Genomic DNA, 18,550 nt, shown 5'->3' on the forward strand with positions numbered 1-18,550 from the left:
GTTATTACCTTGTGGAGGCTGCCAACTCGGTAAAACGGTATGAACCGGAGTTTCGGGATTACTACCAGAAAAAGTATCGTGAAGTACCGAAACATCAACACAAAAGAGCCCTCGTTTTAACGGCAAGAAAACTTGTGCGTTTGATCGATGCGCTGCTACGCAACGATCAAATCTACACGCCTGGAAGGAAGGTGAATCGATAGAGGAAAAGCCCCTCTATTGAATCCTTCATTATATTTCCAGTTTTTAACTATGAAACTGGGTTTTTTAAGTGCTGCCTTTTTTCGATAAATGAGGCATCTTAATTTCCAATTTCGTAGTTTGAGGAACTTGACATATTACCGCAGGACTTACGAGATTGTTATAATATATTCATAATATAGTAAAATTAGGAAGATATCAATTAACATATTCCAAATTATTCATAAAATTATAGATTCGGTTGTTTTATGCCTGCTATGTTTATTTTCACGCTAAAAAACCGAAACTAAAAAAACAATCTGTTAACCGAGGTGAATCTTCCGTGGGGGCTCCGACGCAAAAAGAATTTCGTAACCGCTTACGCGGCGACATTCCAAGGCTATCCTTTTATAAAATGGTCAAAAGCGAAGAATTCGCGGAACTATGCCGTTTTTACGAGCAAGGCATGATCGACTACTCACAACTCCAACGCTACGCCGGGCAATTGGAGCGCTTGTTCTAGCCCGTTGTTTCCCTATCCTGACATAACCTTTATAGCAACCACAAAATCCATCCTTCTTTTCCGGCAAGAAAAATGCAGCGAGTCTCCTCGCTACATTTTATTCCGCCTGCATACCAGCTCTTCAAACCACTGCTCATCTCTGCTATCAAGCGCCATATCAAGCAACGTGTCGTAGTCCTCTCGTTCTAGTTGTAAATCCTTTATTTTTTCCGCCACATCGAGCGGTACACGAAAATGGCCGCTGCGCGCCGCCGTGGAAAATCCGTCTTTAACTGTCGGAACAAATACCGTCATCATCATTTGCACCTTGTTCATTTCTTTCACATAACCGGTAAGAAGCAGTATTCTCCCTTTATCATTGTATGGGAATCTGACCCATTCGCCTACGCTAAAGTGCTCCATACCTCCCATCCCCTTGTATGACCATTTCGGTTTTCCCTACTACCATCGTAAGCAAAAGACATGTTTTTGTTACAACACAATAGAATAGGAAAATAAATTTGGGTTTGTACTTTCTCTTTTCTTTTATGAAAGAATGGTACGTGCTATAATTTTTGGAAAAGGATCTGATAAACGGAGGAATAAAGTATGGATGAAAAGCAATTTGTGCGACGCCTCGTATATATTTTAGCCAGCATTCTTTTGGCATTTATGATTATTTTGTTGATTTTTGCACAGTCGAATGCGTAAAAAGCAAGCAGGCTATTCTGACTGCCTGCTTGCTTTTTGCTTGGCGGGAACCGTCTCCGGAATCCCTGCCTTTAGCGTCGCTTGCCAGGCCAGATTCCCTTTTCCACCGGATTGAAATACGTTTCCGAGGATGACCTCATCCAACCAGTCGACAGCGATGCCAGCTCGCTCCACTATGATTTCTTTTAAAAATACAGGTCTATAAAAATACGATTTACATCGAATCATCCAACAGGAATCCAACAAGCCATCGCAAAAGATTTAGTCATGTTAAAACGGCGGTTTGTCGTCCTCCGCTATTGCATCCTCCATGCCCCGCGTTTGTTTTTGCCTGATACGCGCGAGTACATCTTCCAGTTCATCCGGGCGCAGCAATTCAACCGGAGACACTCCTTTTTCAAACTGAAACGTATTTCCTTCAATTAATACAACATACCGCTCGCCGAGTCTTGCAATGTGAATATTTTCGCCGAAATCAGCAAGTAACGCTTTAATGGCAATATGGTCGAGCTTCAGCTTCATTTCCAAATCCGGCCTCTGCTCCACCAACGCGGCCGCCGCTTCAATGACTTGTTCGCTCGACCATTTCTTCTGCAACTCGCGCTTCTCACTTGCGGCCCACAATTCTATCGCTTCTTCTTCCTGCCGCCGCTCTTCGCTTTCCGCTTCGTACGTCATTTCAATATACTGCTGCACAAGCCCCATGACTTGCGTGTTCATAATTTCCGGTAACGATTTTTCATACTGAACAAATTTGAGAAAGTCTTCGAAATAACGGGCATGCGACGCCTGGTGAATTTTCAGCTCCCACTCCTCCACCATGCCTTCTTCCGGCATATGCGGATATTGGATTGACTTCATATTTTTCGCGCTAATCGCCATTTCCACCTGACTAATTAGGCTGCTCTCATCGGTGATGGTAGCGATTTTCGGCTCAAAGTCGCATTTCATGATAAATATGAACGCCTTGTCAAAATACTTGTCCAGCTTGGCGCGCGCTACGATTAATGCTCCCCCGCGAACCGCGCTCGTGTTCGCATATGCCCGCGCAAGCTCTTCGCTCTGACACCGGAAATCTTCCTTGGTGGTCGCTTCCTGCAAGCGGGCAAACAGATTATAATTCGGGTTGCTTTCCAGTTCGTAGCCCGATTCTACAATAAAACGGCCGATTTTCGTGGGCGCCTGTTCATTTTTTGGGTTGCGATCCACTTTGCGCTTTACAATACGCGCAAACTCTCCATCAAGAAAATCTTTAAGCGCGCTGCCCAGGTAACCTGCCTCATCCAGCGTTTGATAATGTTTGTATCCGGCGGCTGTTTCGTTTTCATCTGCGCCGCGCACAACAAAAAAAGAAAGGTACTGTACGGTAAAATCCATGTCTTTCTCCCCGTTTTTGATGATGTCCACAGATTTTTATTGTAGCCTGTTTTTTCACTAAATGAAACGTGAAAACCGCCTATGGCACGTACAGACGTTTTCAGATTATCAAAAATTAAGTATGATTTTAATACACATATAACATTCTACGGGTGAAAGAAGGTAGGCTATGCATACATATTTGAAATTTCAAACGAACATCGCACGGGAAAAACCTTCAACTCTTCTGAACCGGGAAACAAACTGCCCGTTTTGCGATCGGGAGACCATTTTTAAAGAAGGAGTGATTATTAGCCAGCAAGCCCCCTTTTTATTGATTGAAAACAAGTTTCAGACGCTTGAGCGCGCCTACCAGATGGTACTGATAGAAACAGAGACGTGCGAAGGTGATTTGTCGACATACGGAAAAGAACATCTGCATTCGCTGTTTGATTTTGCGATACACAACTGGCTCGCAATAGAAAAGAGCGGAAAATACCGCTCTGTTATTTTCTTCAAAAATCACGGCATACACTCTGGTGGTTCGATTTATCACGCACATATGCAAATTGTCGGGCTTTATGACGTCGATTACCGCGCACACCTTCTGCCTGAACATTTTCAAGGGATCGTCATCGACCGTTCTCCCGGCGTCGAATTCAATCTATCGACCCGTCCGCGAGGTGGCTTCACCGAATTTAACGTTGTGTTAAGCGACCTGAAATCGCTTTATAAGATGGGGGATTACGTGCAGATTGCCGTGCATTTTCTGCTAAATCATATGAATAAAAGATACAAAAGCTACAACATTTTCTTCTATGAATACCAGGGTCACATTATTGCCAAAATTGTGCTGCGCGCACCGGGTTCACCGTACTTGATGGGGTATTCCATCCTGCAGATTCCCAACAATTTGGACGATACGGTGCAACGCGTCCAGTCGCTTTATTTTTCCGGTGCAGTCAAATAAACCACGCCCAAAAGCATATTGCTATCCGTCCAAATATGCTTAGAAAATCAAGCGATTATTTTTCATAATTGTAAATTGGGGCAGCATGGGAGTATCCACCTTTTTGGTTCATGGTTGGATACTCACCATTTTTTCCAAACAGGTGGTTTTTTTATTACCCATTATTCAGAAATTATGCGTTTTGCAACACCCTTAGACAAAAAATAAAAATAACCTCCCCTGTTTTCAGAAAATGGTATATGCTGCAGTCTTAGCGCCACGCATCCCTAATTCTTCCTGTATGGTACCAACTCCAAATACACGATTCGGAATGTCTACTTGTCTTAAACGTTTAAACAACTCAATAATGATAGCGATACCGACCCTATTATCCCAGGCTTTAGCCATCATTACTTTGGGATTTTTCATTACCGTAAACGGACAAACCGGAATCACGATATCACCAGGAGACACACCAAATTCTATTACCTCTTCCCTGCTGGTTGCTCCAATATCAATAAACATATCCTTTAATTCAACGGGTTTTCTACGCTCTTCATTTGATAGAACATGAGGTGGAATCGAGCCAATAACCCCATCTATTACCTCTTTTTTCGTATGAATTGTTACTCTCTGTGCCAGCATAACCTGATTCCACCACCCACCAAGAGGAAGAAACTTAAGAAAGCCTTCTTGTGTGATTGATGTGATTATAAAAGCCACTTCATCAAGATGGGCAGCTACCATGATTTTAGGCCCTCTGTTCCCTATTCGGGCAATCAAGCCTCCCAGATTGTCTGTACTTAACTCATCAGCATAATCCCGGATATATCTTTCCATTGCTTTGCGTATAGTTTTCTCATGACCCGGTGCACCTGGTAACTCTGTTAACTCCTTATACATTTGTAACCGTTCATCCATGCCGACCCCTCCCACCAATATTTGCTTAAGTTATCCTCTCGATTTGGTTAAGAAGTCTTCTGAAAAGGTTTATTTCCTTGCGCCTCAAGAATTTGAATTAGCCCCTCAACATATAGTTCATGTATTTCCCGTTGAGTCAGATTTTTTGTCTCAATGTGTGCGCGCGAAAAAGTGTACTTTTCCCAGTCCCTACTTAGTATTTTTATTCCATATTTCTCCGGATTATTGAATATGTCCGTACCAGGATATGGTGTAAAAATACTCATTGGGCAGCTTGTAGCTCCTAATCCAATTAATTTTTTAGCAAAATTTACAGTATCTTTTATTGTTTCTTTCGTATCTTCAGGATGGGCTACCATAAATCCACAAGTAATATGTGGAATCCCAGCCTTTCGTACCGCCTTTACAGCTTCCTCTACTTTTTCTAACGTAATTCCTTTCCGTATAGAGCGAAGCACGTAAGGATTTCCAGATTCAACTCCAAACTGTATAGCTCTACAACCTGCTGCGTATAAAATGTCTGCAAGCTCCTGTGTAATTTGCGTTACACGAGACTGGCAACCAAACTCCCATCCTTTATTTTCTTTTATTAATAATTTGCATACTTCAATGGCACGATCGGGAAACATGGTAAAGGTGTCATCATGAAATTGAAATTGAGTAATACCATATGTTTCATGCATTACCCTTATTTCGGCTATTACGTTCTCAGGGCTACGCGTTCGAATGGTTCTTCCGGCAAATGCACCACAAGAACAGAAAATACATCTTGCAGGGCATCCTCTACTAGTAACCATCGCCCCTCGTTGGGAATACTTACTCAGTGAAAGGAGATGCCTTGCTGGGAATGGTATTTCATCCAAATTAGTAATATATTCACGCGGCGGATTGTGAATCACTTGGTCATCAATTTTAAAAGAGATACCTGGAACTTCAGCAAGTGGTTTTTTCGATAGAATTAACGCTTCGTATAAATCAGCAATAACAAGCTCACCTTCACCGCGACATACAATATCAATTGATGGGTTTATCAGGGCTTCGTTCGGCAAGGAAGTTGCATGGATTCCACCAAAAACGATATATGTTTGTGGATGTACTGCCTTTATTAAATCAGCGATTCTTACACCATTTGGAAATGTTGGCGTGCCTGTTGAAATGCCCACGACTTGTGGTTGTTCCTTTTCTATAATAGGAACGATATCTTCTACATTCATTCCTGTTAGATTCATATCTATGATACGTACTTCACATTCCTTTTGCTCGAGTACACTCCTAAATAAGAAATTCCTAAAGGGGGAGACGAGTTTTCTATAACCTCTGTTGATTTTTCTGAGTATACTCTAGGATTGGGCGGTAACAAAAAAAGAAATTGGGCCATTTTAATTCTCCTTCCACCGAATAAACCATTTATATACAATTCCATTTTTTATAAAACTCGTATAATTACTAGTTTTTCGTAAAATAAATTGAATATTTTTTGAATTAAATGTTCAATAATTTTTTTCTTAATTTTGGTATAAAAAGGATTGAAATTACATTATTATACAACCGTAAGTTTTTCTGTATTTCTATAAAAAAGAAGAACGGCAGGTGAAAAAATATGTTAAATGTTTGCTGTCTAAAAAGTGAGGAGGATATACTTCATAGAGCACTTGATAAAACATGTAAGTTCCTTACTGCAATTGAGATAGACAGCAAGATCAACATTGTAAATGAAATTCCATCCGAAAATACCCATGAACTGTATTTATTTTCTGTCCAAGCTGCTACTTTATTCAAACAAAGGGAAATCAGTCATACAGGGGTTCAAAAATCTATTATTTTTTATACAGAGGATCAAGAAGCGACCATTTTTGAGCTTATTTCACTCGGATTTCGCTTCTATCTTCTGTTTTCTGCAAGCAAAAGATGTTTACCAAGTATATAACACAGAAATTAGTACGAGGGAGAAAAATGTTTTTTTGTATGCTTCAGAACAAAAGCTGCGACCACATCTTGAACTGATACTGTTAAGCGCCGTGAACTTGCATATAAGAAAATTACCGGTGTTATCAAGGAGGAAATTCTATGGAAAAGGTTAAACAAGCATTATCCGATAAAGGAGTTGACTTCGAGTTTATCTATCATAAATCGCCCATATTATCGCTAAAAGACGGCATCGAAATCTTAAAAATTAACAAAGGGCAGGCCGCCTCTACTCTTGTTTTAAAAGCAGAGGACGAGTACATTGCTGTTATTTCTTCGGGAAACAGTCCAAAACTAGACCTAAATCGAATTAGTGATGTTCTAGGATACACTCAAGTCCGTTTAGCCAAATCGGATGAAATTAAAAGCGTTACCGGGTATGAAATCGGCACCATACCGTTGGTAGGAATGGATCTTCCTTATTTAGTTGATTACCGTCTACAAAGTTATCCATTCATTTATGGGGGTTCTGGTCACCCGAATTATACATTGAAAATCAACCCTCTTCATCTAAACAAGGTAAATAAAATTATAGGATTAATCGAATAGAAGTAGAACAAATAGACCCCTTCAAACAAGGATTTTCTCGTTCGTTGGGGTCAAACTTTCTCCTAAAGTTATAAGATGCGACTAGTAGTAAACTCCTGCAGCCTTTAACATCTTTTCAATGTGACTTTCACTGTGTTCTCTCATCTTTTTTAATCCGTTATCTAAAACATTTTGAATATAATCGGGATGTTTAATAATCTCTGCAAACTTTTTCCGTATTGGATTTAACTCTTTATTTATTGACAAAAACAGCATTTCGCGAACACCGTCACAATCAATCTCATTGTTTTTAAGGCTTGCACTAATTGAATCATATTCTTCCATCGAGCTAAAAGTCGACAATAAGCTTAACAAGGAACACGTAAAATGTTTCCATACATATTATTAAATCGCTCAGCCAAATTTTTAATAAACGCCAGGCCGTTTTTGTGGTCCACTTCAACGAATACATAATCTGCATTAACCATGAGCGTATCAGAAGCCATCAGCAAAGGATACATGTAGCTCAGAAAATCCATGCCCTGGTTGTTCTGTCTATCCATTAATTCATCCACTTCTTCGGGAGATGTACATGCAGACAAAACAGACATGATACGGGTTAGCTCTTTCGCCTGTGATGTCTCCAGATTATAGATTTCTCTACATTAATGCCACAGGCCAGGTAGCAGGCAGTAATAGTCAGGATATTTTGTTCTAAAATATCAGCTTTTTTCACATGTGAAACTGCGTGTAAATCCTCCACAACCTGAAAAAACGTATGTTCATTTTGCAAATCAATGATTGGTTTTATAGACCCTACATAGTTTCCTAGGTGCGGTATTCCTGTTGCACGTATTCCTGTAATGACATGTCCCATATCGTTCTCTCCTCTAAAGTTTTATAAGCTATGCATCTAGTTTTGCTGATCAAGCAAACAAACCGCACTTTTTAACTATTAGTTTACCGTAGCTAAATAATAGAGTTTACTTTTATCCACCTCCCTAGTATCCATCCGCAAGTTAACTAAATAGTAGGTAATTTATCTGGAATTTTAAACAATAAATATATAATTTTAACATTTTATACAAATATTGATGTTGTTGCGAAACTAATATAAAAATCCAACTTTGCCCGCCTTTTCGCGGGTGGTACCTCTGAAAGCCCAACAGTAAAACCCCAGTAAGAATGAGAGCGTTCAAGAAGTACACTTCCGTAAGAAAACAACACTAAAGTAGGATTGAAGCAAGAAGCATGTAAGCAGTACTTTGCGTGGGATTCTCGGTCTTCCTGTTCGATAAGCAGGCTCTATATATAAAAGCAACTTTCTGATGTTCGTGCATATAATACAACACTAGATCATTGCATAGTATTATAGAGGGAAAACTTTTTATACCATAAAGAAAGGATTGAATCTCCATGCAATTTGCCGAAAACATTAAAAAATTGTTAAACGGAGAAAAGAAAGTTGAAGAAATTCAAGTGAAATTCAAGAACGGTAAAGAAAAAAAATACGACCTAGAGGAATCGTCAGAAGACACGATTAAAAGTATGTTTGCTGAAGTTGATTGGACTGAAGTAGCAGAAGTAGACGTCGAATTCGAAGATGGAGATAAAGTGGAGTTGGAATTGGAAGAATCTGAAGATGAGGCAGACGAAGAGGAAGAGGAAGACAAATAATATCAAAAGAGGGGGCTCCGAAATAACGGGCACCCTCTTCTATTCATCTATGTTTAAAAAAGGATGAAGCTAATCAACGTCCGATAACATGAATGATAGTAAACCCATCAATAACAAAATCCCCGAATTCGGTTAAAATCATCAAATGTTAAAAATTAACATTTAGCTTTCGCAAAGCTCTCACATAAAACATAAGGAACGTTCTCAAAATATAGATGTATTACGGCTGTTACTCATCCAACTATTTATCATATGAAGTGAATAAGCAACATCTGTGAAACGTTCTTTCAAATATTATGCTAAGGTGAGAGTCAATGAAACAATTATGTAAGCATTTTGTTTGTATCTTTTTGCTTTTGGGATGTGATCTACCCGCAACGGCCCAATATAATATGATTCCAAAATTTATTATCAACAGTCAACCTACAACAAACGTAAAAGAGTTGATAAATAGTTCAACCATCATCGCCTTCGGAAAGTTCGATGCCGCGAACCAGAAGCAGCCAACAGGAAAACGGGTTGAAGGTGGTGAATTGGTCAATTTTGTGCAGAGTTTTCATGTAAAAAAATTTTTGAAAGGAACTGGCCCGCGCTCGATTCGTGTCTTATCGACCGGGATTGAACCGCTCCCTGATCCCTCGCATCCTCTAAATAAAGTTTATCCAGGTCCGATGGCAGAAGGAGAATACGTATGTTTTCTTACATCCGTTGCAGGAACTCATTTATACACGATCATTGGAGGCTGGCAGGGAGTATATCCCGTCCATGAAGGAAAAGTAATTTCCCTAGAACAATCAGGATATTCGGAATTCAATCAGTTAACTCTACAAGAATTAGAAAAGAAAATTCAAGCGGCGGTATTCATCGAGCGACCATACACCTTCCGACCCGTTGACTTTTTGCATCATGTGCCGCGCACCTGACCAGCCATAAAATCGCCCACGACGCTGACCTGCTTTGCGCGCGGTGCCCATACGGCAAATCGCACACCTGCCTTGTTTTGTTCGCAGCACAGATGCGCACCAAACACCCGGTAACCGCGAAATAAGCTGCCTTCGTGAAACAAATATAAATCCCATCCATCCGAATGCATGACGTCTCCCCCTGCGCTTTTTATCGCTTTGGAATGCTTTTTGCTTCTATCATGAATTATTTAATAATTTCGATAACAAAAGAAACCTTCCTGCCTAATTTCAAAAAAAACCACTCACATAATACATAGGACGTCATTCATGCAAAAGAAGCCGTCGTTAATCTACGGCTTCAAAACATCACCCAAAGCAAAGAAATGATTGAAAAAGAGGTACCGGAAATATAAAAGCAATCATTCGTGAAATCCTGACTCTGCGTTCACGTTAACCAAGCGGGCTTCTCGCAGATCGCGGATACTGACTCGTCCCGTGCGATTCGTATCCAAAAATTTGACCCTGGCGTCTACAGGCATTCCGGTTTCATCCTGTATAAACCCGATGACAATACAGTGCCGGCCCCGATGCTTCTTTTTTAACGCGTTAAGCGGTTGCACTACATACTCTTTGCCCAACTCGATTTTTATCGCATGATATTTTTCATCGTTAACGTATGTATTTACCATGCAGGCTGTTATCCTTCCCCGCCGGTCCGTAAAATAATCAACGTAACTCGATGTCAACGTACGTTCCCTCACTCTCTACCTGTATGATTCTTTATACCTAATTAAAAATCTTAGGTAATTCATAAGTCCATAATATCTTATTTTTCTCTTCGAATTCCATATCTTTTTACACTGTATAAACGTTCCAAAGTACATATAAACAAAAAAGAACCCTTAGAAGGGCTCAGGTAAAGTACAGGAGGGAACGCTACGTCAAAGTTTCAAAGCGGCCAACGATTTCTCCGCTTTCGTAACTTTTTAGCGCATCATGATATGTCACCAGATTGTTATCTTTCAAAAATGCCGCGAATTCAGAGGAAGAAAGACGGCCAATAAGCGCGTCATCCTGAAGGGAAAACGAGAAGCGCCCACCTTTTACAGCGCCAAAATACATAATATGCGAACAAGCAGGTTGCAATTTGACTTCAATCATAAAAGAGCCCCTCCTTGTCCCGTATTTTTCCCTAATAGCTATTAAATATACGGGAAGGAAGGGCCTATGCTTTGCGTATGAATTTGAGCGTAAACATTTCTTTGCGGTTCGGGCTCCACTCCACGGTTAGCGTAAATGTATCCCTTTCGCCTGCAAGCTTGCATCCTTGGCATACGATGCGGCGGGTGATGGCACTTTTATTGTTCATATTATCTTCGCTGCCCTTGATTTCCCGCGGTACCCCCGCAAGCGTGTAGCTTACATCATAGACAGAATCAATGTCAGGCGATTTGTATGACAGGCGAAGCACCTGCGTTTCTTTGTCTGAACCTGGGGTGTGAATGGCCGTAAGCATCGCTTTCCAATTCTTGGATTCACCTAAGTATACCATTTTTTCCTGCCGCTCCGTACATCCAGCCGCTACAAGTGCTATAAGCAAAAAGCAGCAGATCCAGATCCGCTGTTTCATCTTCTACCCCCGTTCCCCGTTTGTCTCACAAACTCATTACTTCTCGCACGAGCTTGATATTTTGTGCGCCTTCCTTCTTTTTTTCGACGGCAAACGCTTTTGCTTCGTCCAAGGTAGAGAATGCTTCGACCTTTTTGTACAGGAACCCAAAATCCGTTATCGCATCGTAAATGACCATATACATATCGATACGCGCAGGGCCGACTAGATCAAATCGTGCCGGCTCTACGCTTCCCCCTCCTTTTTATTCGATTTTTATGGCTAATCCGCTTATCGGTTCGTTACTGTTTCTTTTTCGAGTGCGTGCTTTTTTTCGGGGCCGCTTTGAAAAAACTCTTCATAAATGGCACGCACCGCTTTTTCCTCGTCTACCGCTTGCACACCGAACATCATGCTGACTTCGGAAGATCCTTGGTTAATCATCTCGATATTAACGTGTGCTCGCGCCAGCGCACCAGCCGCCCGTGCCGTCGTGCCAACATTGTGGCGCATGCCTTCGCCTACGACCATGATCATAGACAATCCGCGCTGCACGACGACATCATCTACAGCCAATTCCTTGCGAATACGCTCTACCACGCGTTTCTCAATCTCTGCATCGAATCTATCTTCCTTCAAAATGACCGAGATATCGTCAATGCCGGACGGAATATGTTCGTACGACAGGTTTTCATCTTCGAGAATGTGCAGCAGCCGACGGCCAAACCCAATCTCACGGTTCATCAAATATTTACTGACGTAAATACTGACAAAACCGTCCGCGCTGGCAATGCCAACCACAGGATTCCCATTCGGCTCACGCTCAAACACGATCATTGTGCCCCGAGCTGAGGGATTGTTTGTATTTTTAATACAAACAGGGATACCCGCGCGAAAAGCCGGGATTAGCGCTTCGTCATGGAACACGGAGAAGCCAGCGTATGACAATTCCCGCATTTCACGGTACGTAAGTTTTTCAATCGGTTGCGGATTTTTTACCATGTTCGGATTGGCGGAAAATACGGAATCCACATCCGTGAAGTTCTCGTACAAATCCGCCTTGACGGCCGCGGCCAAAATTGAGCCAGTAATATCCGAGCCGCCGCGTGAGAATGTCACTAGTTCTCCGGCCGGAGAATATCCGAAAAAGCCCGGAAAAATAAGAATACCTTCCCGTTCCCGGAGCGTGCGCAAATATTCGTACGATTCCGGGAGCACTTGAGCATTGCCGTGCTCATCGCTGACCAAAAGCCCCGCCTCTTTCGGGTTGACATAGCTGGCCGCAACGCCTTTGCTTTGCAGATAGCGTGCTACAACTTTGGCGTTGTTGTCTTCCCCGCTCGCTTTCAGGGCATCCATAAACATCTCAGGTCGGCTGCGATCCAATTTTAAGCGTTCGCGCAGATCCGCTTCGATTACATCCACAATCTCTTCTGACAATTCAAGACCTCGGGCGATTTCTCGATAACGCTCCACTACTGCCGCCAATTCCGCCTCCGCTTCGCCTTCCGCTAAATACCTCTCCGCCAAGGCGATAAGCAAATCGGTTACTTTCGTGTCATTTCTATCTCTTTTTCCTGGCGCGGATACGACGATAATTTTCCGATCCGGATCCGCAAGCACAATATCGCACACTTTTCTAATTTGTTCGGCATTCGCTAAAGACGTACCTCCGAACTTTGCTACTTTCATTTCTTAATCCCCCACTTCTGTCGTCCATCACTGTCACAATACGACTTTTTCTATATTTCCGAATACTCATATCTTATACTAAAATATCTGAACATGCCAGTTTTTTCACAGTTGCTTGCGGCTTACGATAAATTCTCCGCGCAACGCCTGCCCGGCTAGCGCGTCCGCCTCATTGTTCGACTCTATGGATTGAGCGGCTTCGTTTTTCCGAATGCAGTACGACCTGCCGCTTTGTATGTCCATTCAATGCTGACCTTCATGCCGCGCTTTCCTCCTGTTCACTTCATGGCTTGAAACTACGAAAAAATCCCGTCCGAATCGGCGGGATTTTTTACTACTTATTTTACGACACGCAAATACTGTTTGCGAATGTTTGCGAACCGTTTATATACTTCGGAAATTTCTTCAAGCACATCCCATGTAAAAATTTCATCCGCATCCTGCTCCACACGCACAATTTCTTTATCGGTCAGTGCCATAATGCAATGCTCAAATTCGTCGCTCTCCGCCTTATAATTGGCTTCACCTTCACGGTATCGAGCAAGAGCAACATATTTTTCTTCTCCGGGAACTTGAAGCAAATATACATCCTCGTTCATCACGACCATAACCGGATTTCCGTCCAAATCGGGAAAATCTTTGGCAATGATAACAACGCCTGCGTTTTTCTCAAGAACCTCCCACTCGACGAAGCTTTCTGTAAGCTCTTTATCCATCGCTTGTTCGAACCGGCTGCGGAGCATTTCTTTAATGATGTCGCGCACTTCTTCCGCTTCCTCGCGGGTCGCAAAATACACTTCGTTTCCGTTCTCAACAAATCCTCCGTGCGCAAACGCGATATCTCGGTAGCTTGTGCCAAGCAATTTATCGATATGATCATTGCGAAGGAGTCCTTCTCTTGCATTAACCGATACGAGATAATATGTCACTTCTTTTAATGCATCGACATACCTGTTCACTTTGACCGTAATTTCCATCCATAAACCTCCTAAAAAATGCCGCATTGTACAACGCATCCAAAAATAACTTACATTGCATTTTACCATTTTCTGCGCCACTGTTTCAAATGCCTGGTTCCGCAAATGCCACAGAAAAATCAGCAAGCACGCTCCCTTTTTCCGTCTTGCCGGAAACATGTGGGAAGCGGCTTGCTGATTCTTTCACACCAATATACAAAATGTTAGAGCCCGCTTAGCTTCGGATCATATGGTTGCTCGTCGCCTTCAAGTGGAACATCCACCCTGTCGCTCATCTCTTTGTATTCATGTTCTCCAATCACACCAAGGGCGCGATCCTGTTCTTCCAGTTCCAGCGCCTTCGGTACAGAAAGCCAGTACGCAAGTGCGATCGCAATGATCCCTGCGCCGATTTTGCCCAACATAATCGGTAGAATTAGTGTCGGCTGAAAGTTGGCGGTAAAGGACAGATGATCGCCAAACAAAAATGCTGCACATACTGCGAATGAAATATTCACCACTTTATCTTTCGGCGGCATTGATTTTACAAGGCGGAACATCGCCAGAATGTTAGCGACGGTAGCAAGCAACCCGGCGCTGCCAATAGCGCTCAGGCCAAGCCGGCGTCCAACCGCCTCCAGCGGCCTTGCCCCATATTTCCGGAGCATATAAACGAGCGGAAAAGCGCCCGCTAACATAATACCAATATAACCGGCAACTTCAAGACCACGCACCTGGTTTTCCGCATCCGCGATAATCGGATCAAAGCCCCAGCTGCCAAGCAGCTTCGTAAATACGCCCGTAAAATATTCAACGATAGAGAATACAAGCACAAGCTTAATAAATGCATCCATAATCCGGCCGAACCAAATAAATCCCTTAATCATCATATCCGGTAAGAAACGTAAACCGAGCGCAATCAGCACAACGAAAATCACGAGCGGACCCAGATTGAGAAAAATCTGGCCAAAGCTCAGCGCAAGCTGATACGTTGCCTCGCCGTCCGTCGCAATTATCTTCCTCACTTTCGCATCGGACAAAACAATCAAAAGACTGGAAATAAATACACCGATAGGAACAGTCAAAATCCCTGACATCACTCCGAGCGCCATATATTTATGATCGCGCTTGTCCAACATAGCAAGTCCCATCGGAATGGAAAATACGATCGTCGCGCCCGCCATATAGCCCGTGATCATCGCCATAATCCAGCTTTCCTTCGTCTCCGCCAGTTTCTCTGCCAATTGATATCCACCCATATCGACCGCGATAATGGAAGTAGCAGCAAGGGCCGGATCCGCACCCACCATATTATATAAAGGCCCAAATATGGCTTCGATGACCTGCGACAAATAAGGAATCGCTGCCATAATGCCAGCAGATGGAACAAAAATATAGCCGATGGAATGCAGACCTTCCATAAATTCGCGGCCCAATCCTTTTTCGCTGTCACGAATGGCCGCAATCGCTCCGATAACTGCGGAAGCCATTAGCAAATAGATAACATACGTACCGAGTTGCGCCACGTTAATCCCCCTTTATAAATAAAGCAATCCTCCCGATAGACTAACTATTCTGACTATTCTTCTTTTGCATATACTTTACGCCGCTCGCTTGATGACGAATAATGTCTTCTATTAAATCAGCCAGATACGCGCCCGCTTCCAAAGGTGGAAAACCACCCTTATGAATGTTAGAAATAACCGTTCGATCCGCTTCTACCGTTTTTTCGTTCGGGCGATATATCATATACGCGCTTAAACTTTCCGCTGTGGCAAGCCCTGGACGTTCGCCAATAAGGGATATAACGACATCGCAATCTACAATGGAAGCAATATGATCTTGCACCCAGACGCGCGCCCGTTTCACAAATAGCGGCTTGGCCATGCTCAAATTTTTTAGCGTAAGACCCTGTGTCAAAGATGCAAGCAAATCGCGGGCATTCGCTTCTACCGCGGAAGAGCTGAGACCATCGCAAACGAGAATCTGTACGTTTTTCCGCTTATCGCCGTTCTCTTCCAGCCAGCGGGCTGATTCATCAGACAACTTTCTTCCTTTATCCAAATCCATCAAATAAGTGGCCATATCTTCCGCACAAGTATGGAGGACAGGCAAATCAAGGGAAGCAAGAAACGAATCAGACACATCTTTCATGACTGCGTCCTGCGCCGCCGCATGATCGATACGAAATTGCAGGTAGTCTTTCGTCCGCATGCGCGTGCCAGCGCGACCAATGCCGATACGGGCCGGCGTCACCTGCTGCGCCCGTTCAATCGCGGCCCGATTGTGCGGGTGTTTTACCCCGATTTCTTTTTGCTCTGAAAAATAAATGGTCTCGGCATGGGTGATTTCCTGCGACTCAGGCGCTTCCGCTCGTTCATCCTGAAGCTTTTTCGTCAATTCCCGCAGCACTTGTTCGACGACCTGTTCAATTTTTTCCTGATTCATATCCTCACCCCGCCTAATCGAATATGGAAAGATCGCCCGCACGTTCGGTGAGCCTTCCATTTTCCATAATGCCCATCTTCTCAAGCCATTTTTCAAACTCTCGCAACGGACGCAAGCCTAGCATTTCCCGCAGGCTCGCATCATCGTGGTAGCTTGTATCCTGGTAATTTAACATCACATCGTCTCCGGCAGGCACCCCCATATAAAAATTCGCGCCCGCCAAAGCGGTCAGCATACCAGCAATTTCCTGATCATTCTGGTCAGCATACATATGGTTCGTATACGTCGGAGCAATCCCCATTGGCAAACCGTGCAATTTGCCCATAAACAAATCTTCCAGATCAGCGCGGATCATCTGGCGCCCATCATAAAGCGTCTCGGGGCCGATAAAGCCGGATACATTGTTCACCATGAACGGTTGCCAGTTGCGGGCATAACCATACGTACGGGCTTCAAGCGTCTGCATGTCCACGCCGTGTGCAGCGTCCAGCGACACTTCCGAACCCTGCCCGGTTTCAAAATACATAACGTTCGGGCCTGCGGCTGTGCCAAGGCGACGCATCATAGCCAGCCCTTCATCAAGCAATTTCTTATCAACACCAAACGCTTCATTCGCCTTTTGCGTCCCCGCTAAACTTTGAAACATGAGTGCGATCGGGGCACCTTTTTCCAGCGCTTTCATCTGTGTTGTAATATGGGCCAGCACACAATTTTGCGTCGGAATCTCCCATTTCATTATAAAGTCATGTGACATGTGCAGCAGCCGCGATACTGACTCTACTGTATCTACATTGGGATTAATCCCGATAACTGCATCTCCTGAGCCGTATGACAGACCTTCTTTAATCGAAAAAAGAATCCCTTCCGGTGAATCAGTCGGGTGGTTCGGTTGGCAACGAAACGCCAGCCTTCCTTCTTCGCCAATAAGCGTATTACAGTGAGCGGTAGGGCGAATTTTCTGTGAGGCCATTACCAGGTCAATGCTTGACATGAGTTTGGCGACCGCCGCAATCATTTCGCTCGTCAACCCACGACCTAAGCGCTGCAACTCGTGTGCCCCAGTCCTGTGAGACAATATATAATCCCGTAACTCTCCAACGCTCCAGTCTTTTATCTCGTTATAAATGGACAGGTTTATTCCGTCATAAATAACCCGCGTTACCTCATCTTTCTCATAAGGAATCACCGGATTTTCATAAATATCCGCAAGCCGCATTTCGCTAAGCACCACTTTGGCCGCCATCCGTTCGAGCGAAGACTCAGCCGCGATTTTTGCCATTTTGTCGCCGGACTTTTCCTCACTTGCTTTTGCCAGCACTTCTTTTACGGACGAGAAAGAATAGCTCGTGTTTTTGATTACACACGAAAGTTTCAATGATTTTCCCTCCTTTCCACCCAGAGCCTCTTACCGTTTACCTGACGGCTTACCTGTATCTTCTGAACCGTTTGCGTCGCCACCCTGATCTTTTGATAAGGAAATGTCTGGTGCTGCTACGACCTGCGGCTGCGCTGCGTCTTTTGCTTCTTTTTTGCGTCGTGTTCCGGCACCGCCCGCTTTCGCTTCTTTTTCTGGGGCAGAAGGCTTAGCAGGCGGATCAGACTTTTTTAGCACCGCGCGCACCTCTTCATCGGGACGCGGAATAAAATGCCATGATACAAGTTCGCCGACGCGTTCCGCCGCGGCTTTACCTGCTTCCAGTGCGGCCTGTACCGCACCTACGTCTCCCTCAATAAATACGCTCACGAGCGCGGCGTCCACTTTCTCCTGGGCAAGCAACTTCACATCAGCCGCCTTCACCATTGCGTCCGCCGCTTCGATCGAACCGATCAACCCTCTCGTTTCAATCATACCAAGCGCTTGTGCCATTTATCTTTCACCTGCTTTCCACATCTATTGAATCCACAATGCCAATAACTACGGCATCAATCGGCACATCTTTTTCCGAAATGACAAACCGGGCGGCGCTGCCGAGCGTGACCATTACCGTATCGCCGATTCCTGCCCCAATGCGGTCAGCGGCGATCAGCGGAACATCTACCGGCACGCCTTTTGTGTCCTCCAACTGTACAAATAAAAATTTAAGCCCGGTTAATCCGTCTTCTTTGCGTGTTGCCCACACGTTGCCAACTACGGTTCCTATGCGCACGGTG

25 protein-coding genes and 2 pseudogenes are annotated in these 18,550 nt (G+C 43.7%); 7 read left to right on the plus strand and 20 right to left on the minus strand.

The genetic code is table 11. The annotated features are described in order from the left end of the window. Both BLR88_RS02415 and BLR88_RS02420 read left to right on the plus strand, forming a co-directional pair. Nucleotides 1-203: pseudogene (locus BLR88_RS02415) on the plus strand (IS110 family transposase); the annotation flags it as partial. 320 nt (nt 204-523) lie between these two features. Then, a complete protein-coding gene (locus BLR88_RS02420) occupies nt 524-703 on the plus strand; it encodes a hypothetical protein (RefSeq protein ID WP_091259854.1) in 180 nt (59 codons plus the stop codon). A 90-nt stretch (nt 704-793) separates the two neighbouring features. On the opposite strand, the gene BLR88_RS02425 is transcribed toward BLR88_RS02420, so the two are convergent. The 3 genes from BLR88_RS02425 to BLR88_RS02435 form a co-directional block, all read right to left on the minus strand. Next, nucleotides 794-1,105, minus strand: a complete 312-nt coding sequence (locus BLR88_RS02425) for a hypothetical protein (RefSeq protein WP_057898933.1) — start codon at nt 1,103-1,105, stop codon at nt 794-796. Nucleotides 1,106-1,405: 300 nt separating this feature from the next. Next, entirely contained in the window at nt 1,406-1,621 is a 216-nt protein-coding gene (locus tag BLR88_RS02430; protein WP_091259856.1) for a thiolase family protein, read from the minus strand. Nucleotides 1,622-1,663: 42 nt separating this feature from the next. After that, nucleotides 1,664-2,770, minus strand: a complete 1,107-nt coding sequence (locus BLR88_RS02435; RefSeq protein WP_091259858.1) for a DUF3900 domain-containing protein — start codon at nt 2,768-2,770, stop codon at nt 1,664-1,666. Between the two features lie 181 nt (nt 2,771-2,951). Here BLR88_RS02435 and BLR88_RS02440 point away from each other — a divergent pair, with 181 nt between their 5' ends. Further along, nucleotides 2,952-3,719: a DUF4931 domain-containing protein gene (locus tag BLR88_RS02440; protein WP_236781856.1), complete on the plus strand. Its 768-nt coding sequence runs from the start codon at nt 2,952-2,954 to the stop codon at nt 3,717-3,719. A gap of 225 nt (nt 3,720-3,944) precedes the next feature. Here the strand turns inward: BLR88_RS02440 and BLR88_RS02445 are convergent, their stop codons facing one another. Both BLR88_RS02445 and BLR88_RS02450 read right to left on the minus strand, forming a co-directional pair. Continuing rightward, a complete protein-coding gene (locus BLR88_RS02445) occupies nt 3,945-4,619 on the minus strand; it encodes a M42 family metallopeptidase (protein WP_057898936.1) in 675 nt (224 codons plus the stop codon). Nucleotides 4,620-4,666: 47 nt separating this feature from the next. Continuing rightward, nucleotides 4,667-5,956, minus strand: a complete 1,290-nt coding sequence (locus tag BLR88_RS02450; RefSeq protein WP_322787638.1) for a B12-binding domain-containing radical SAM protein — start codon at nt 5,954-5,956, stop codon at nt 4,667-4,669. Between the two features lie 263 nt (nt 5,957-6,219). On the opposite strand from BLR88_RS02450, the gene BLR88_RS02455 reads away from it, so the two are divergent. Beyond that, nucleotides 6,220-6,546, plus strand: coding sequence for a hypothetical protein (locus BLR88_RS02455; RefSeq protein WP_057898938.1), 327 nt, complete (start codon nt 6,220-6,222; stop codon nt 6,544-6,546). Nucleotides 6,547-6,686: 140 nt separating this feature from the next. Then, a complete protein-coding gene (locus BLR88_RS02460) occupies nt 6,687-7,133 on the plus strand; it encodes an aminoacyl-tRNA deacylase (protein WP_057898939.1) in 447 nt (148 codons plus the stop codon). 81 nt (nt 7,134-7,214) lie between these two features. On the opposite strand, the gene BLR88_RS02465 is transcribed toward BLR88_RS02460, so the two are convergent. Together BLR88_RS02465 and BLR88_RS20015 are read right to left on the minus strand one after the other, a co-directional pair. After that, nucleotides 7,215-7,457: a tryptophan--tRNA ligase gene (locus BLR88_RS02465; protein WP_139184892.1), complete on the minus strand. Its 243-nt coding sequence runs from the start codon at nt 7,455-7,457 to the stop codon at nt 7,215-7,217. A 23-nt stretch (nt 7,458-7,480) separates the two neighbouring features. Continuing rightward, nucleotides 7,481-7,989 (minus strand): annotated as a pseudogene (locus BLR88_RS20015) (hypothetical protein). A 539-nt stretch (nt 7,990-8,528) separates the two neighbouring features. On the opposite strand from BLR88_RS20015, the gene BLR88_RS02480 reads away from it, so the two are divergent. Further along, a complete protein-coding gene (locus tag BLR88_RS02480; protein WP_091259863.1) occupies nt 8,529-8,789 on the plus strand; it encodes a hypothetical protein in 261 nt (86 codons plus the stop codon). 314 nt (nt 8,790-9,103) lie between these two features. Continuing rightward, nucleotides 9,104-9,712, plus strand: coding sequence for a hypothetical protein (locus tag BLR88_RS02485; protein ID WP_254778204.1), 609 nt, complete (start codon nt 9,104-9,106; stop codon nt 9,710-9,712). Here the strand turns inward: BLR88_RS02485 and BLR88_RS02490 are convergent. From BLR88_RS02490 to BLR88_RS02540, 13 genes are all read right to left on the minus strand, one after another. Beyond that, the gene (locus BLR88_RS02490; RefSeq protein WP_057898944.1) at nt 9,694-9,882 is read right to left on the minus strand and encodes a hypothetical protein; all 189 of its coding nucleotides are present in this window, start codon (nt 9,880-9,882) and stop codon (nt 9,694-9,696) included. The two genes, BLR88_RS02485 and BLR88_RS02490, sit on opposite strands and share 19 nt — an antisense overlap. Nucleotides 9,883-10,113: 231 nt before the next feature. After that, nucleotides 10,114-10,383, minus strand: a complete 270-nt coding sequence (locus tag BLR88_RS02495; RefSeq protein ID WP_057898945.1) for a hypothetical protein — start codon at nt 10,381-10,383, stop codon at nt 10,114-10,116. A 247-nt stretch (nt 10,384-10,630) separates the two neighbouring features. Next, on the minus strand, nt 10,631-10,855 hold the full coding sequence (locus BLR88_RS02500; protein WP_057898946.1) for a hypothetical protein: 225 nt from the start codon (nt 10,853-10,855) through the stop codon (nt 10,631-10,633). A gap of 64 nt (nt 10,856-10,919) precedes the next feature. Further along, nucleotides 10,920-11,324, minus strand: coding sequence for a hypothetical protein (locus BLR88_RS02505; RefSeq protein WP_091259865.1), 405 nt, complete (start codon nt 11,322-11,324; stop codon nt 10,920-10,922). A gap of 25 nt (nt 11,325-11,349) precedes the next feature. After that, nucleotides 11,350-11,508, minus strand: a complete 159-nt coding sequence (locus BLR88_RS19310) for a hypothetical protein (protein ID WP_156424048.1) — start codon at nt 11,506-11,508, stop codon at nt 11,350-11,352. Between the two features lie 86 nt (nt 11,509-11,594). Further along, nucleotides 11,595-12,995: an aspartate kinase gene (locus tag BLR88_RS02510; RefSeq protein WP_057898948.1), complete on the minus strand. Its 1,401-nt coding sequence runs from the start codon at nt 12,993-12,995 to the stop codon at nt 11,595-11,597. Between the two features lie 105 nt (nt 12,996-13,100). Beyond that, nucleotides 13,101-13,238 carry a hypothetical protein gene (locus tag BLR88_RS19315; protein WP_156424049.1) on the minus strand — a complete coding sequence of 46 codons (138 nt, stop codon included), beginning with the start codon at nt 13,236-13,238 and terminating at the stop codon, nt 13,101-13,103. Nucleotides 13,239-13,333: 95 nt separating this feature from the next. Next, nucleotides 13,334-13,972, minus strand: a complete 639-nt coding sequence (locus BLR88_RS02515; RefSeq protein WP_057898949.1) for a hypothetical protein — start codon at nt 13,970-13,972, stop codon at nt 13,334-13,336. A 203-nt stretch (nt 13,973-14,175) separates the two neighbouring features. Beyond that, entirely contained in the window at nt 14,176-15,477 is a 1,302-nt protein-coding gene (eutH, locus tag BLR88_RS02520) for an ethanolamine utilization protein EutH (protein WP_091259867.1), read from the minus strand. Between the two features lie 40 nt (nt 15,478-15,517). Further along, nucleotides 15,518-16,399, minus strand: coding sequence for an ethanolamine ammonia-lyase subunit EutC (eutC, locus tag BLR88_RS02525; protein WP_057898950.1), 882 nt, complete (start codon nt 16,397-16,399; stop codon nt 15,518-15,520). Nucleotides 16,400-16,412: 13 nt separating this feature from the next. Then, nucleotides 16,413-17,774, minus strand: coding sequence for an ethanolamine ammonia-lyase subunit EutB (locus tag BLR88_RS02530; protein ID WP_057898951.1), 1,362 nt, complete (start codon nt 17,772-17,774; stop codon nt 16,413-16,415). 30 nt (nt 17,775-17,804) lie between these two features. Then, entirely contained in the window at nt 17,805-18,266 is a 462-nt protein-coding gene (locus BLR88_RS02535; RefSeq protein ID WP_057898952.1) for a BMC domain-containing protein, read from the minus strand. A gap of 7 nt (nt 18,267-18,273) precedes the next feature. Beyond that, nucleotides 18,274-18,546, minus strand: coding sequence for a EutN/CcmL family microcompartment protein (locus BLR88_RS02540; RefSeq protein ID WP_057898953.1), 273 nt, complete (start codon nt 18,544-18,546; stop codon nt 18,274-18,276). Nucleotides 18,547-18,550 lie beyond the last annotated feature (4 nt).

Origin of the sequence: Aneurinibacillus thermoaerophilus (genome assembly GCF_900099925.1) — a bacterium.
GTDB lineage: Bacteria > Bacillota > Bacilli > Aneurinibacillales > Aneurinibacillaceae > Aneurinibacillus > Aneurinibacillus thermoaerophilus.